At 56.0% G+C, this 13,862-nt stretch carries 19 protein-coding genes, 1 tRNA gene and 1 other RNA gene; 5 read left to right on the plus strand and 16 right to left on the minus strand.

The genetic code is table 11. The features are described 5' to 3' along the window. Positions 1-28: 28 nt before the first annotated feature. Positions 29-454, minus strand: a complete 426-nt coding sequence (locus ACR3EH_RS00165) for a VOC family protein (protein ID WP_171183333.1) — start codon at positions 452-454, stop codon at positions 29-31. A gap of 32 nt (positions 455-486) precedes the next feature. Next, positions 487-1,092: an rRNA large subunit pseudouridine synthase E gene (locus tag ACR3EH_RS00170; protein ID WP_171675607.1), complete on the minus strand. Its 606-nt coding sequence runs from the start codon at positions 1,090-1,092 to the stop codon at positions 487-489. A gap of 213 nt (positions 1,093-1,305) precedes the next feature. Between ACR3EH_RS00170 and ACR3EH_RS00175 the strand changes: the two genes are divergently transcribed. Then, positions 1,306-1,893 (plus strand): HNH endonuclease, encoded by a 588-nt coding sequence (locus tag ACR3EH_RS00175; protein ID WP_171090203.1) that lies wholly within the window; start codon positions 1,306-1,308, stop codon positions 1,891-1,893. Here ACR3EH_RS00175 and ACR3EH_RS00180 read toward each other — a convergent pair. Together ACR3EH_RS00180 and ACR3EH_RS00185 are read right to left on the minus strand one after the other, a co-directional pair. Next, positions 1,890-2,357, minus strand: a complete 468-nt coding sequence (locus ACR3EH_RS00180; protein ID WP_171183331.1) for a disulfide bond formation protein B — start codon at positions 2,355-2,357, stop codon at positions 1,890-1,892. The genes ACR3EH_RS00175 and ACR3EH_RS00180 overlap by 4 nt on opposite strands. Beyond that, positions 2,354-2,932, minus strand: coding sequence for a YqaA family protein (locus ACR3EH_RS00185; protein ID WP_171090199.1), 579 nt, complete (start codon positions 2,930-2,932; stop codon positions 2,354-2,356). The genes ACR3EH_RS00180 and ACR3EH_RS00185 overlap by 4 nt, the downstream gene beginning before the upstream one ends. 147 nt (positions 2,933-3,079) lie before the next feature. On the opposite strand from ACR3EH_RS00185, the gene ACR3EH_RS00190 reads away from it, so the two are divergent. Both ACR3EH_RS00190 and ACR3EH_RS00195 read left to right on the plus strand, forming a co-directional pair. Then, a tRNA-Leu gene (locus ACR3EH_RS00190) sits at positions 3,080-3,165 on the plus strand. Continuing rightward, on the plus strand, positions 3,156-3,467 hold the full coding sequence (locus ACR3EH_RS00195) for a hypothetical protein (protein ID WP_171647018.1): 312 nt from the start codon (positions 3,156-3,158) through the stop codon (positions 3,465-3,467). Before ACR3EH_RS00190 ends, ACR3EH_RS00195 begins: the two co-directional genes overlap by 10 nt. Here the strand turns inward: ACR3EH_RS00195 and ACR3EH_RS00200 are convergent. From ACR3EH_RS00200 to fumC, 3 genes are read right to left on the minus strand one after another with little or no spacing between them, the layout of a single operon-like run. Next, positions 3,452-3,673, minus strand: coding sequence for a ribbon-helix-helix domain-containing protein (locus tag ACR3EH_RS00200; RefSeq protein WP_171090196.1), 222 nt, complete (start codon positions 3,671-3,673; stop codon positions 3,452-3,454). The genes ACR3EH_RS00195 and ACR3EH_RS00200 overlap by 16 nt on opposite strands. Then, entirely contained in the window at positions 3,670-3,846 is a 177-nt protein-coding gene (locus ACR3EH_RS00205) for a DUF4169 family protein (RefSeq protein ID WP_171090194.1), read from the minus strand. The genes ACR3EH_RS00200 and ACR3EH_RS00205 overlap by 4 nt, the downstream gene beginning before the upstream one ends. After that, on the minus strand, positions 3,846-5,240 hold the full coding sequence (gene fumC, locus ACR3EH_RS00210) for a class II fumarate hydratase (RefSeq protein WP_171183327.1): 1,395 nt from the start codon (positions 5,238-5,240) through the stop codon (positions 3,846-3,848). Before fumC ends, ACR3EH_RS00205 begins: the two co-directional genes overlap by 1 nt. Positions 5,241-5,447: 207 nt before the next feature. Between fumC and ACR3EH_RS00215 the strand changes: the two genes are divergently transcribed. Then, positions 5,448-6,011, plus strand: coding sequence for a hypothetical protein (locus ACR3EH_RS00215; protein ID WP_171183325.1), 564 nt, complete (start codon positions 5,448-5,450; stop codon positions 6,009-6,011). A gap of 26 nt (positions 6,012-6,037) precedes the next feature. Here ACR3EH_RS00215 and ACR3EH_RS00220 read toward each other — a convergent pair whose 3' ends face one another. From ACR3EH_RS00220 to ACR3EH_RS00260, 9 genes are all read right to left on the minus strand, one after another. After that, on the minus strand, positions 6,038-6,496 hold the full coding sequence (locus ACR3EH_RS00220; protein ID WP_171183323.1) for an SspB family protein: 459 nt from the start codon (positions 6,494-6,496) through the stop codon (positions 6,038-6,040). A gap of 76 nt (positions 6,497-6,572) precedes the next feature. Then, complete coding sequence (gene chrA, locus ACR3EH_RS00225) at positions 6,573-7,838, minus strand: chromate efflux transporter (protein WP_171675575.1); 1,266 nt, start codon at positions 7,836-7,838, stop codon at positions 6,573-6,575. A gap of 224 nt (positions 7,839-8,062) precedes the next feature. Continuing rightward, positions 8,063-8,494, minus strand: coding sequence for an ester cyclase (locus ACR3EH_RS00230; RefSeq protein WP_171183320.1), 432 nt, complete (start codon positions 8,492-8,494; stop codon positions 8,063-8,065). 99 nt (positions 8,495-8,593) lie between these two features. Then, positions 8,594-8,941, minus strand: a transfer-messenger RNA (tmRNA) gene (gene ssrA / locus ACR3EH_RS00235). A 36-nt stretch (positions 8,942-8,977) separates the two neighbouring features. Continuing rightward, positions 8,978-9,340, minus strand: coding sequence for a DUF4345 family protein (locus ACR3EH_RS00240; RefSeq protein WP_171090183.1), 363 nt, complete (start codon positions 9,338-9,340; stop codon positions 8,978-8,980). 17 nt (positions 9,341-9,357) lie between these two features. Next, a complete protein-coding gene (locus ACR3EH_RS00245; RefSeq protein ID WP_171183318.1) occupies positions 9,358-10,008 on the minus strand; it encodes a TenA family protein in 651 nt (216 codons plus the stop codon). Between the two features lie 59 nt (positions 10,009-10,067). Then, a complete protein-coding gene (locus ACR3EH_RS00250; RefSeq protein ID WP_171183317.1) occupies positions 10,068-10,721 on the minus strand; it encodes a hypothetical protein in 654 nt (217 codons plus the stop codon). 13 nt (positions 10,722-10,734) lie between these two features. Then, positions 10,735-12,135 (minus strand): selenium-binding protein SBP56-related protein, encoded by a 1,401-nt coding sequence (locus tag ACR3EH_RS00255; RefSeq protein ID WP_171183315.1) that lies wholly within the window; start codon positions 12,133-12,135, stop codon positions 10,735-10,737. 114 nt (positions 12,136-12,249) lie between these two features. After that, positions 12,250-12,981 (minus strand): FadR/GntR family transcriptional regulator, encoded by a 732-nt coding sequence (locus ACR3EH_RS00260; protein WP_171183313.1) that lies wholly within the window; start codon positions 12,979-12,981, stop codon positions 12,250-12,252. A gap of 115 nt (positions 12,982-13,096) precedes the next feature. Between ACR3EH_RS00260 and ACR3EH_RS00265 the strand changes: the two genes are divergently transcribed. Then, entirely contained in the window at positions 13,097-13,861 is a 765-nt protein-coding gene (locus ACR3EH_RS00265) for a DUF2182 domain-containing protein (protein ID WP_171183638.1), read from the plus strand. Position 13,862: the final 1 nt, after the last annotated feature.

A 13,862-nucleotide genomic window follows, 5' to 3' on the forward strand; every position in this document is an offset into this window, starting at 1 on the left:
GCGGAACGTCCAAGCGTTCCGCACCAGATCAAGACCAAAGATGTGCTTCGGCAAACTCGACTGAGTTTCCAGCCGGGTCACGCACGTACAAAGACCGTGCACCGCTGGGCCAGTCAAATTCGGCGTCCACGGGGATATTCCAATCCAGCAGGTGTTTGCGCATGGCCGCAATCTCATCGCGTGACAATACAAGACACACATGGCCGGGGCCGCGCGCACCATGAGGTGGGACAGGCATATTAGGGTTTAGAGGCGGCTGTTCTGTTTGGTCGGGGTTAAAGACCAGCAGGACCGACCTGCCAATGCGAAAGAAAACATGGCGATTGTCGACACGCTGTATCCGCTCAAGATTCAGAATCTCGCCGTAAAACTGTTCCGCAGCATCCAGATCGTCTGCGTAAAGCGCCGCCTCCAGTATGGCAGAAGGGGTAGGTATATCTGGCGTGAGTTTCATGCCCCAACTGTATCAGAGCAGGGCAGGTTTTGTCACCGGCGCGGGCGACGGTCTCGTTTGCGCTGAGGCGCGGCACTCAGCGTCGGCATCGGCAGGCTGTCCCATTGACCGGGCTCTAAGTCATCCAGGGTCCAGTCTCCGACGCGATAGCGGATCAGGCGTAGGGTAGGCAGACCCACCGCGGTCGTCATCCGCCGCACCTGCCGGTTCTTTCCCTCGCGGATGGTCAGTTCCAGCCAACTGTCGGGAACGCTTTTACGCTCTCGGATAGGTGGAATGCGAGGCCAGAGCCCCTCGGGCTCATCAATCTGCCGTACCTTTGCAGGGCGCGTCAGGCCATCCTTCAACTCAACCCCGTTGCGCAGCGCTTTCAAAGCTGTGCCATCAGGGACGCCTTCGATCTGAACCCAATAGGTTTTGGCCATCTTATGCTTCGGGTCGGATATCTGGGCTTGCAGCTTCCCATGATCCGTCAGCAGCATCAAACCTTCGCTGTCACGGTCCAGACGACCGGCGGGGTAGACACCCGGCAGGTCGATAAAATCAGACAGTGTGTTACGCGGACTTTCGACATTGGCGCGGTCGGTGAACTGCGGCAGCACGTCATACGGTTTGTTGAAGCGAATGAACCAGGACATGACCCGCGCATAGCCCGAAGGACGCACCCGACGCAAGCTGTGGATAAGTGTCACGTACCTGTCACAGATTCGGCTTACCCAGTCTGCGACATATTGTGGAAACTCAGGGCTTGTCAGAGTTTTAACACGATATATAGTTACCTTAAGGCCGGGGCGGGTGCTCCCCGCTCTGGTGTCACAAACGGGCAGCTGAGAGCGAGGAGCGATTCTGTGATGGACGGAGATTTCAGGACCGAATTTGTAAGAGAGCCGGGTATGCTCAAACAACACCCGGCCCTGGTTTTGAACGCCGATTACCGCCCCTTGTCCTACTACCCGTTGTCCTTGTGGCCCTGGCAAGAGGCGATCAAAGCGGCCTGGCTGGATCGGGTCGACATCGTGGCCGAATATGACGAGGTCGTCCGAAGCCCGAGCACCGAGATCCGAATACCCTCGGTCGTTGTATTGAAAGACTATGTAAAACCCAGAAAGCGCGTGGCCTTCACGCGCTTTAATTTATTTTTGCGGGATGAATTCCGCTGCCAGTACTGCGGCAGCCGCGATAACCTGACATTTGACCATGTGGTGCCGCGCGCGGCAGGCGGCGTGACCAGTTGGCAGAACGTGGTGGCGGCCTGTAGCCCCTGCAACCTGCGTAAAGGGTCCAAATCGCTGCGTCAGGCGGGGATGACATTGCGCAAGCCGCCACGTCAACCTGATGCTGAAGCGCTGCGCAATATTGGGCGGAAGTTCCCGCCGAACCATCTGCACGAAAGCTGGATCGACTTCCTGTATTGGGATGCGGAACTGGACGAGTTTTAAGCGCGCGCCCGCCAGGCCGCGATCCAGATCAGCATCAGCACTGCCGAGGCGATGGCATTCCAGCCTGCCATCGAGATGCCGAACATCTCCCACGGGATTTCGTCACAGCGCACCAGTGGCGCGTTCATGATCTGATCGAACAGATCGTCGTTGCTCAGTCCGCTGATATCGCCCGACGTACATGTGCTGGGGCCTTCCCACCAGTCTTGCTCAACACCGGCATGAAAGGCCCCGATGGCACCCGTTGTTGCAGCAGCTGCTGCGCCCAGCAGCGGCAGGATACCAAATCTTGGCAAGGCCAGCGCCGCCACGCCAATCACAACAGCCACCGCATGGGGGTAACGCTGCCAGATGCACATTTTGCAGGGTGCAAGCCCGCCCAAATACTGGAATCCCCACGCGCCCAATAGCAGGGCTGCTGAGCCAATCGTGGCGAGGGCCACAAGTACGGATTTTTTTGTCATAGATATTTAACCGCCACGAACCCGCCAAAAAGAAGGATGATGAACAGCGTGAACATAAGGCCCAGACGCTTTTCGATAAAGTCCCGGATCGGCTCGCCGAAGCCCCAAAGCAGGCCGGCAACCAGAAAGAATCGCATGGCCCGCGCCAGAATCGATGTGGCGATGAATGTGCCCAGCGGCATTCCGGTCCAGCCGGACATGATGGTGATGACCTTGTAGGGGAAGGGCGTCACACCCGCAGCCAGCACAGCCCAGAACCCGAAATCGTTGAATCGGGTGTTGAATTCTTCCATCGCGTGCGCTTTGCCCATGGATTCCAGAATGGGCTGACCGATGCTTTCATAGAAGAACGCGCCAATCGCATAACCCAGCATCCCGCCTAAAACCGAAGCCACCAGCGCAACGGTTGCAATCAACCAGGCGCGTGACGGGCGGGCCAGAATCATCGGAATCATCAAGACGTCAGGAGGAATCGGAAAAAACGAGCTTTCGATGAAGGCGACAATGGCCAAGGCCCACAGGGCATGAGGGTGTTCGGCCAGACGAATGGTCCAGTCATAAAGCGATCGTAACATATACAGTACTCAAATCCCGTTTGCGGCCCCAAGAAGGCAAACCATGCACCTGACGGACCGTCAACCGCCCAGATTGAAACAAATGGAATGTGGGATGTTTTTTGCCTCTGGACCTTCCTGCGCTTGGGCGCTAATCCAGTGTCCGTGGCCCAAGTGGCGGAATGGTAGACGCAGGGGATTCAAAATCCCCCGCCTTCACGGGCGTGAGAGTTCGAGTCTCTCCTTGGGCACCACATCCTCTTTTAACCTGCTATTTGTCTTTCGCGATCAGATGGTTGCGTTGCTGTATTGTCGTAGCTTTTGTTGCCGCAGCCTTGAGACGCGCGATTATGCCGCCTTGCGAATACTTGGATACAAAAACGAAACGGCGACGATCTGGCGTGGTTTTCTACAACGCCTGAAAACTGAGCGGTCCAAGAAAACGAGACAGGGGGAATGGGAAACAATTACGGCGCTGCGCTTCAATTGTTCATCGCAAGTTTTTAACTTCATGGCCAAAGGCGAAGCCGGGCATATGCCTCAAACCTTGTTCTGATACCATTTCAGAACAAACACCCGAATGGCCGATGCAAGGCCAGTTTCAGGATCGCGTTCAACATCAATTTCTGCGGCCAAAACATTGATCGGAAGTCTTTTTTCAGCCGCTATGTCGCGGAAAGCTCGCCAGAATTCATCTTCAAGCGACACGGATGTTCGGTGCCCCTTGAGAGTCAGAGAGCGCTTGATTGGGCGGCCGCTCATTCGTCTAACTCGCGCTTGTCGAGGTCACGCTTCAGCTTGTCCTGTTCAAACTTGGCGATTTCTTTCTCGGCCTTGGTGCGGCCGAATGCGACAGCATTCTGATCCGCGCGGGCTTTCTTTTCAGCCCGCGCTTTTTCTTTACGATACCGGTTCAGGTTAACCGGCTTGCCCATCAGTCTTTTGGACCAATCATCTGCTCGGGGCGGACGACGGCGTCAAAGGTTGCTTCGTCCACAAAGCCCAGCGCGATGGCCTCTTCCTTGAGGGTTGTGCCATTCTTATGCGCCGTCTTGGCAACTGTTGTGGCGTTGTCGTAACCGATAGTTGGCGCCAGCGCTGTGACCAACATCAGTGATTCCTTCATCAGCTTGTCGATGCGCGGTTCGTTGGCCTTGATGCCCATCAGCATCCGCTCAGTAAAGCTGTCAGAAGCATCGCCCAACAGCTGGATTGACTGCAGCAGGTTGTAAGACATCATCGGGTTGTAAACGTTCAGCTCGAAATGACCCTGGCTACCTGCGAAAGTCATCGCGGCGTTGTTACCCATCACGTGGGCGGCGACCTGGGTCAACGCTTCGGCCTGTGTGGGGTTCACCTTGCCGGGCATGATCGACGAACCTGGCTCGTTCTCGGGCAGAATCAGTTCGCCCAGACCCGACCGTGGGCCCGAGCCCAGGAAACGAATGTCGTTGGCGATCTTGTAGCAACTGCCGGCAATCGTCGCCAAAGCGCCTGACAGGAAGACCATCGCGTCATGGGCGGCGAGTGCCTCGAACTTGTTCGGTGCGGTGACGAAGGGCAGGCCGGTAATATCAGCCATGTGGCCTGCGACGGCCTCGCCCCAGCCGTGTTGTGTGTTAAGCCCTGTACCAACTGCGGTACCGCCTTGCGCTAGCTCGTAAATCCCAGGCATGGCTGCGTGAACACGGGCAATACCCTGGCGAATCTGATGGGCGTAACCGCTGAATTCCTGTCCCAGCGTCAGAGGCGTTGCGTCCTGCGTGTGGGTCCGACCGATCTTGATGATGTCTTTGAACTCTTCGGCCTTGTGTTCCAGCCCCGAGGCAAGTTTCTCGAGCCCCGGAAGCAGCACGTCACGCACGCTGGTCGCGGTGGCCACATGCATGGCGGTAGGGAAGGTGTCGTTCGAAGATTGACCCATGTTACAGTGGTCGTTCGGATGCACCGGGTCTTTTGAACCAATCACACCACCCAGAATTTCGATGGCGCGGTTTGCGATGACCTCGTTCGAGTTCATGTTCGACTGCGTGCCCGAGCCGGTCTGCCAGACAACCAGTGGGAAGTTGTCATCAAACTTGCCCTCGATCACTTCACCAGCGGCTTGAATGATCGCGTCGGCAATTTTTGCATCCAGTTTGCCGGTGGCCTTGTTCTGCATTGCGCAGGCTTTTTTGATCACGCCCAGCGCGCGGACGATGGCGACGGGCTGTTTTTCCCAACCGATGGGGAAATTCATGATCGAGCGCTGCGTCTGCGCGCCCCAGTATTTGTCGGCAGGAACCTCAAGCGGGCCAAAGCTGTCGGATTCGGTGCGGGTCTGAGACATCTGTCACTCCGTCTGGTATGCAGTTGTATGCCGTTTAGCCGCAGCAAAGCCGTGACGCAATCGGCCAGTTGCGCGCACCTTAGCCAGAGGCGTCGCAAAGGTATAGGTGGCGGGGTGCGTCACTTTACTTGAGATTGCCGGGGAAAGTGCCATTGTGCGTGGGTCTCTGTGAGCTACAATAAGAAGGTGAACGCCGTGGAGGACAAAATGCCAAATTTCCATCGTCTTGCGCTTGCAAAAGCCGTCACGATCTTTGCCATTTGCGCATTGTGGCTATCCGTTTTCAGCGATTCTGCACGGGCTCAGGACATTGCACCTTTTGTGGGGGATTATATTGGGTCTGCTAACGTCGTGGATGCTGATGGCACCTCAACCCCTCGGGACATGAGCGTTTCCATTGTTGAAACCCAAAATGGGTTCAATGTCAGTTGGCGGACCACGACCTACAAGTTGGACGGGCGCGTTAAGGAACAGAAGTTTTCTATCGACTTTGTGCCTTCGGGCCGCGGGGATTTGTTTTCGGCTGCGATGAAGCGCAATGTCTTTGGCCACGAAGTGCCGTTGGACCCGATGAAAGGGGAACCGTTTGTCTGGGGTCGAATCGTGGGGGATACGATGACCGTGTTTTCTTTGTTCATCGATCAGGATGGCGGGTACGAACTGCAGCAATTTGATCGTACGCTTGCAGAAGGCGGGCTGAACCTGTCCTTTTCGCGTTTCATAGACGGTGTAAAATCCCGGTCTGTCGAAACATTTCTGCAAAAGAAATAACCCCGCGCGCGGCGGGGTTGATGTGGTTATTTCCGGAAGCTGTCGAGTGAAACCACGTCTGCGTCGTGATGTGGCTCTTCTTCTTCGACATCTATCGACTCTTCCATGATATGATCATCGTCTAACTCACCCTCGGGGCTTTCAAAGCGCAGGCCAAATTCAACAGACGGATCCACGAAGGTCTTGATCGCGGCATAGGGGATGTAGAGCGGTTCAGGCGCGTCGCCGAAATTCAGCGTTATGGCAAAACCGGATTCGCCAACTTCAAGGTTTTCGAACCAGTGCTGCATGACGATAGTCATTTCTTCCGGGTACCGTTCACGCAACCAGTCAGCGATGTCTACACCGTCCTCGCGCGTGTCGAAGGTGATAAAGAAATGATGCGCCCCGGGTAAGCCGGTTTCGGAAACATCCGTCAGCACTTTCTTGATGAGCCCGCGCATGGCGGAGTGCATCAGGTTGCCGTAATCGATGCCTTGCGACATGTGTGATCCTCAAAAGTGGTTATGCCCAGCATAGGGCTTTTGTTCGGAAACGAAAGGGCAGGTATGGCCGGATTGATCATATAGTGTGTGCGGCCAGCCCGGCGACAGACATCAGGGCCAACACGGTGCCCATCCCCAATTTCAGTCGAAAAATCAAGGCCCCAGCCAGAATTGTCAAACCCAAAGCGGTGAAATCCATTTGCGAAAGTTGCGGCGTGGGTATTGCCAGTGGGCCCCAGGATATGTGGGGAACTGATTCGAATAGAACGTTCAGGGCAAACCACACGGAAAGGTTGAGAATCACTCCGACAACAGCAGCGGTGATGCTGTGAAGGGCCGCCGACAGGCGCGGTCGCGCAGCCAGCCGGTCAAGGTATGGGGCGGCAAGGAAGATCCACAGGAAGCACGGCACAAAAGTTGCCCAAAGAGCGACCGCGCCAGCAGCCAAAGCCAGGCCAAAGCCTCCGCTCAACTCTCCCGCAAGCATTGCGACAAACTGAGTCACCAGAATCAAAGGGCCGGGTGTGGTTTCCGCAAGGCCCAAACCGTCGATCATCTGGTCAGTGCTGATCCAGTGATACTGATCCACAACCGTCTGGGTCATATAGGCGAGTACAGCATAGGCACCACCAAAGGTGACGACGGCCAGCCGTGCGAAAAACCAACCCAAATCGCTCAGCAATTGGTGTCCGCTAATGGTCAATGCAACCAAGGGACCAAGCCAAAGAGGCAACCAAACAGCGATGGTTCGCAGGGAAGGCTTCAGGTGCGACGGCTGGTTCGGCTCATATGGTTTCGATAGGCCTCGGAAAGTCGCGTATCCCCAAAATGCGGCCGCAAAGATGATCAGCGGGAAGGGGAGGTTCAGCAGGAAAATGCTAAGGAATGAGAGTGCGGCGACGACGTAGTGGTCTTTGTCCGTCAAAGCTTTGCGCGAAAGGTTGCGCAGGGCTTGCAAGACAATCACGATGACTGTTGCCTTGACGCCGATGAAGGCCGATTGCACCAATGGAAGATCTCCAAACGCAGAGTAGAGGGCGACCAAAACAGCGATGACAATTGCGCCAGGCAAGACAAATAAGCTGCCAGCGATCAGACCCCCGGAAACCCCACGCAAACGCCATCCGGCGTAAGTGGCCAATTGCATGGCTTCTGGACCCGGCAGCAACATGCACAGTGACAAGGCACGCAGGTAGGTTTGCTCATCCAGCCATGGTCTGCGTTCGACCAGTTCCTGATGCATCAGAGATATCTGCGCCGCTGGTCCGCCAAAGGACAGCAACCCGACCCTGCCAAAGACGCGAATTAACTCTGGGACCGAGGGCGTCACGGAACCGCTCATGCTGTATGGCCCAAAAGCTCAGACTGGTTCCAGAATTTGGCAGTGTCGAAGGCAGCCAAAAGCACTAACACTTGCTGTTCAATGTCGGGTGGCCAAGTCACAACATTTAATCCTGCAAGTCCCGAAAGATGCGAAACTTGCGTCACCGCCTTGGGGTGTTCGCATTTGGACCCCTTGGCGCTTGCTAACGTGCAAGCGCAATTGGGGTCAAGATTGCTTTGGGTTCAGGCCCAGTCCAGACGTTGCCCAGTCATGCACACGGGCAAAGTGTCGGATGGAAACTGGCCTAACTCTTCAAAGAACGAGATGAAATCAAAGTGATTGTAGGCCTCAACCATCTTGTCGCCTTTGAACCGCGCCATGACCTGTCCCGTGACCTCCAAAGGCGCGCCGTTGTCGGCGCGGAAGGTGCGAACGTTCAAAATCGCTGACACCCAATCCCCATTTTCGATGATCTTGGGCAGTTCAACCTTGATGTCGCCCAGGATATGGCGGAACGCGGTGACCAGGTCGCGGAAATCATCTGCACCAACTTGCATTTCGGGGATCAGCCCTTCGGCCATCGTTTCCGGCGCAAAATATTGATCGATTGCCTCGGTATTTCCGTTTTCCCAAACTTCGGAATACCACGCCCTGAGTATCTCTGAATTTGTCATCCCAGCTCTCCTGTCCAAGTGAGGGCACGATGACAGGCAGGAATGAACAAACTCTGAATGTGCCCTAAAAAGGGAATAAGGTCAGACATGTCAGGGAATAATGCAGGTTTCTGTTGCCAGGTACCTGCGAACCCCGCCTTACGCGGCTAGGCGCAAGGGCTTAGATTTCGGTCTTGTTACTGCTTACGCAGCAACTGCAACCGGAGCACGATTGTCGTTTGCAATTGTACTAGTTTCGCCGATAACGGTGGCAGACAGCCGAGACAAAGCTAACCCCTTTAGACGTTCGTCGATCCTGTTTCGGCCCCAAAATCCCCAAACGAAGGATGGTTGGTGGAGCCGCCGGGTACCGCCCCCGGGTCCGATCCGCTTATTACGAGCGCGTTTATGTCCATAGTCCCGAAGGACATTCCATATATAGGTGAGGTGATGGTTAGATGCAAACTCAGATTGCACCTCAATCAACCCAATAGTCTCAGTTGGTTAGGTTGTTTTATTAAAGTTTGCAGCAATCAGCCAAACGGCCAGAACCAGTTCGATTCCCCCAAAGATCATCGCCTTGGCCAACGGCGGATTGTCCAGCGCGACCGATACAAATCGGCCTAACGCTGCCCCCGAATAGACGACGCCCAGCATGACATAGGCCATCGGATTGTTCAGCCAGATAACGGCGATTCCGGTGACGACAAACAGACCTCCGACCGAGGCGCGCATCTCTGACAAGCCCATCGTGCTGTTGGTCGGGGCCAGATCAAGAGCCGAGGCAGTGTGGGCCGGGGCCAGAAACCCAAACGCGCCAAACCCGATAGTCAGCAACGCAGCAATCACGTTCAGAGTTGTGACCATTCCGGCCCCCTTATGGTTCAGGCCGCGTAGGCGGCGTCAAAGAAATCACGTTCCAGTTCGACTGCGCGATGGAACAATCGCGTGACCTCGGCCTGTTCAGCCGCATCCAACGTCGGCCAAACCTTATCCAGCTGTCCACGCAGATATTCGACCACGCTTTCAAACCCTTCGCCCGCATGTAGCGTGATCCATTCGGCAAACCAGAAGGGCAGGTCGTCTTTGGGTGGGTTTTCCGGGCTGGCCCAACTCAGATAGACCCATTCCGCCACGACCAGCACGGCCAGCATGTTATGATAACGGCCCGAGGCCACGGCCTCGGCCATCAGGTCCTGAAACGCCCGTGTGGCGGGGGCGGGTTCTGTGCTGGGTTTTGTGCCCAAAGCGTCCATCGCGCGCAGGAAATAAGTGTTCTCGGGGCCTGTGATCAGCGCGAGAAACTGCGCGGCTGGTACGCTGTCTGCGAGGGTCGGAGCGTGCGCGATGGCACTGGCAAGCAAGCGCACAAATCCGTCCACGAACTGATAATCCTGCTGAAGATACCAGCGCATTTTGTCCTCGGGCAGGGTGCCGTCGGACAAATCGCGCGTAAAGGCGTGGGAGGTGGCGGCTTGCCAGTCATCACTTCTGCCCTGACGCAGCATTTCGGTCGGGCGGGTTTGGTCCAGCATTCGGAAACTCCGTTTTTGTCTTGCCGCAGACAAAGCGCGTTTCAAATCAAAGTACAAGATCAACCAAGCGCTGACCAAAGACCAAGGCCGCCAACCAATATCAGACTTAGCGCCCAGATGAGCTCAAGATTGAACCAACTGCGCGACAGAACCTGCAGGCCCAGCCAACGATAGACGGCAAAAGCCAGCAGACCTCCGCCCAGAACCATGGCGGCTGTGTGAAGCGCGGCGACGCCCAGAACCAGCAGGGTGTTTGTTGTCATGATCTGGGATATCGCTTGATGGCCGGCGTCCAGTTCATCTACGGCACACAGCCCCAGATAGATCGGAACCAGCATCAGGGCGGCCCCATGCGCAAGGGCCACCAGAAACGACCATAGAGCCAGTTTGCTGGGGGGAATCCGTGACAAAAAACGGGGGTGACGACGGGTGATTGCGATGAACAACCCCATCGCGATGACGAGCAGCGCGGCACCAATTCGGATTTCCTTTTGATAGTCGACCAGAACCGCCATCAGCGCAAAAGGCAGCAGCACTCCTAACATGGCCACAAAATGCCCGCCCGCCAAAGCTGCCAGTGCTTGCCAAAGCGCGGATTGGCGCTGCTCCATCAGCGCGGAAGAGACCGCCAGCGGCCAGCCCATGCCAGGGTTCAGGCCGTGATAAGCGCCGCTCAGAACAACGGCCAGCCAGAGGCCAGCCGTTGATGTCATCAAAACGTCCAACTCAGACCGAGGGGTAGCAGAAGCTGTCGGTTGAACAGTCTCCGCCCTCCAGCCGGATTTGGTGGCTGCGGTAGCCGTCGGGGAACTCGACCCAGAATTTCGGATCCAACGTCAACCCTCCGTTCTCGCCAACATCGGCCTTGACCATGGCCGCGCCGCCTTCGCCCGGATAGAATTGATCGTCCCAGGTGGAATAGAGCGAGTTGGTCCAATAGACGCGTTTGCCGTCACGGCTGATTTCAACCATTTGCGGACCGTAACCAAAACTCTGGCCATTTGGATGCTTGGTTTTCTTAACGATCCCCCCGATTTCAACCATACCAGCCAGCTTGGGGTTCATTGGGTCCGACACATCGTATTGATGCATCTCACCGGTGCCCCAGCACGAGACGTAGAGGTATTTGTCATCCAGGCTCAGGTCGATGTCAGTGACCAACGGTGGCACCGCCGAAAACCCTTTGAGCAGATCTGGCAGATCATCGGGATCAGCTGGTTGCGGATCGATGGTGATGGTTTTCTTGGCCTCGAATGTGCCGTCATCATTGCGCCACCAGGTGAAGATCGCACCTTGCAAGTTGGTGGTGTCTACGACAACCCCGCAGAACCCATACTGCTTGACCGGGTCATGGGCCGGACGGATTTCCAGTGCCATCTGGTGGTTTTCACCAAGATCGATGGTCTGGATATTGGTCCGGTTACGCAGGTTCCAGAAATGGATGCGGTGACCGTATTTGTTCGAAAGCAAGTCTTCGGCCACTATCCCGTTTTCGAACTGAGGCGGCAGACCCCATTCAGAACTGACCATGTAATCGCGCGGGAGGTTCCACCAGAAATCATAATGCTTGTCCTGCACACCGCGCTCGATCTCATAGCGGCCGATGATCTCAAAGCTCTCACAATCCATAATGAAGATGCCCGGAGGACCATCAGTGCCGTCCGCGCCACCGCCGCCCAGCGTGCTGACATAGATGCCCTCAGGCCCGCAATGGATTGTGTGTGGGCGGGAATATCCAGTCTTGGCAAAGACTTCTTCGGGTTCGATGATCTTGTGAATCTTCGCCTCAAGTGGGTTTTTAACGTCGATGACGTAAATCCGGCTGGATCGAATGCCGGGGATGATCAGATAGCGCCGCTCCAGAAAGGCGTGCCCGGTCAACGGTGACAAGGCGGACGAGCAGGCATTCCATCCGAAATGGTGAAACTCATCGCCCTTCTCAGGCATGATCACCTGATGAACAATTTTTCCAAAATCGTCGGATGTTGGATCGACATTCACAACCGCCAACCCGTCTGGTTGCGAAAAATCCGGGCTAAGCATCAAGGTGAAAGCAAGCGTTTCAGTAGGCCCCTCCATCGCGAGCTTGGCGGATGGGTAAAAGGTTGGGTCCGGTCTAGTGTTCATAACGTCCTCCCGTAAGTCATTGATCTTCAATTCGTATTGAGAGTTCCGGTCTTGGCGCCGGATGACATTCTGCCTGCTCGTCTTCCTTTCGTTGCCTAAGCGCGCATTGGGCGCTCAAGCTGGTTTGCGTTTACGCTCGGCCACGTCCTGCGCCAATTGGCGGGCGTAGTGTTCCAGATCAATCAGCGCGGCGTCCACGGTTTCGGCGTCCTGCGCTTCAAGCGCGTCAACAATTCTGCTGTGCAACGCTATGATTTCTTCACGAGACCGCGCGGTGAAAGTGATCATGTTCATCAGGGGTTGCATCGCCTCGACCGCCCCCGCCAATTGATACGACAGGACTGGGTTTCCGGCCCCATCCACCAAGGCACGGTGAAAGGTCACGTCAGATGCACAAAACGCTTCGTCTGTCAGACCCGGTTGAGATTGACGAAATATCTCGGCCCGCATGGTGGCTAATTGATCTGCGGTGCGTCGCTGCGCGGACAAAGGCGCACAAGCTCTTTCCAAAGCATAACGCGCCTCGCAGGCGGTATCAAAGCTTACGGCATTCATCGACAGCAGCAAGGTCGAGGTTGTGACCTGCTGGGAATAGGCGTCCTCAAAACTCAGCCGATTTACAAACGCGCCGCCCGATGCCCCACGCTGTGTGCGGATCAGGGATTGCGCCGCCAATCGTTTTAACGCTTCACGCACAGTTGGGCGCGATACCTGAAATTGTTCTGACAACTCGGCCTCGGACGGCAAGCGGGCATCCACGATCAACTCACCTGACACAATCGCGTCCCGAATGGCTTGAGCGATCTGAGCGGACAAGTCAGCGGTTTTCCGGGGCGCGGCTTTCATGTTCAGAGGACCTTGGGCAAATTTTTATTTGTCTGACATTTAAAAGTCTGACATTTGAAAAGCAAGGGAGTTGAGTCGGGAGGCCGAAGTGAGTCGTACGTGGCCGCGCAGCGGAATGTGGCTGGGCTTTTATGTCCTGATCCTGTGGGCGTGGTGGGTCATGTTCTCGATGAGCCGGGACATGGACCTTGATCTGATCGGTCGCCCCGGACCAATGGGACAGACCATGGCGGCCATGGATCCGCGCATGGACATGTATATGCCCATGGCCGAGTTCGGGTCGCTGTTTTCAATGTGGGCGATCATGATGGCGGCGATGATGCTGCCGACACTTGTGCCAACACTGCGCAGCTATGATGACCTGATCCGCAGCGCAAATGGTAGCCGCGCAGGCTGGCTGGGCGTGCTGGCGGGGTACTGGCTCGTGTGGGTCGGATTTGCGGCTCTGATCACCGGAATTCAACTGATTTTGCTGTTTGGCGGTGTGGTCGATATGCTGGGAATCGCCAAGTCTGGCTGGGTTGCTGGCGGATTGATGATCGCAGTGGGGGCCTTTCAGTTCACACGCGCGAAAGAGGTCTGCCACGGCGTTTGCCATGCCCCGATGACCTATTTTCTGGGCCATTGGAAAACCGGTTTCGCAGGCGGTGTTCGCATGGGTTTGGGCCTGGGCACGTTTTGCGTGGGCTGCTGCTGGGGTTTCATGGCGCTGGGATTTGTGGGTGGTGTCATGAGCTTGTTGTGGATGGGTCTCGCGACACTGTTCATGGTTTTGGAAAAACTCCCACAAATCGGGCACGCGATAACGCGGCCTATGGGGTTTGCACTGATTGCGGGTGGTCTGGTCCTGCTCGTCTATCCAATTAGTTACGGAGGTTAAG

The sequence above is a fragment of the Ruegeria sp. BG7 genome, from assembly GCF_056535685.1.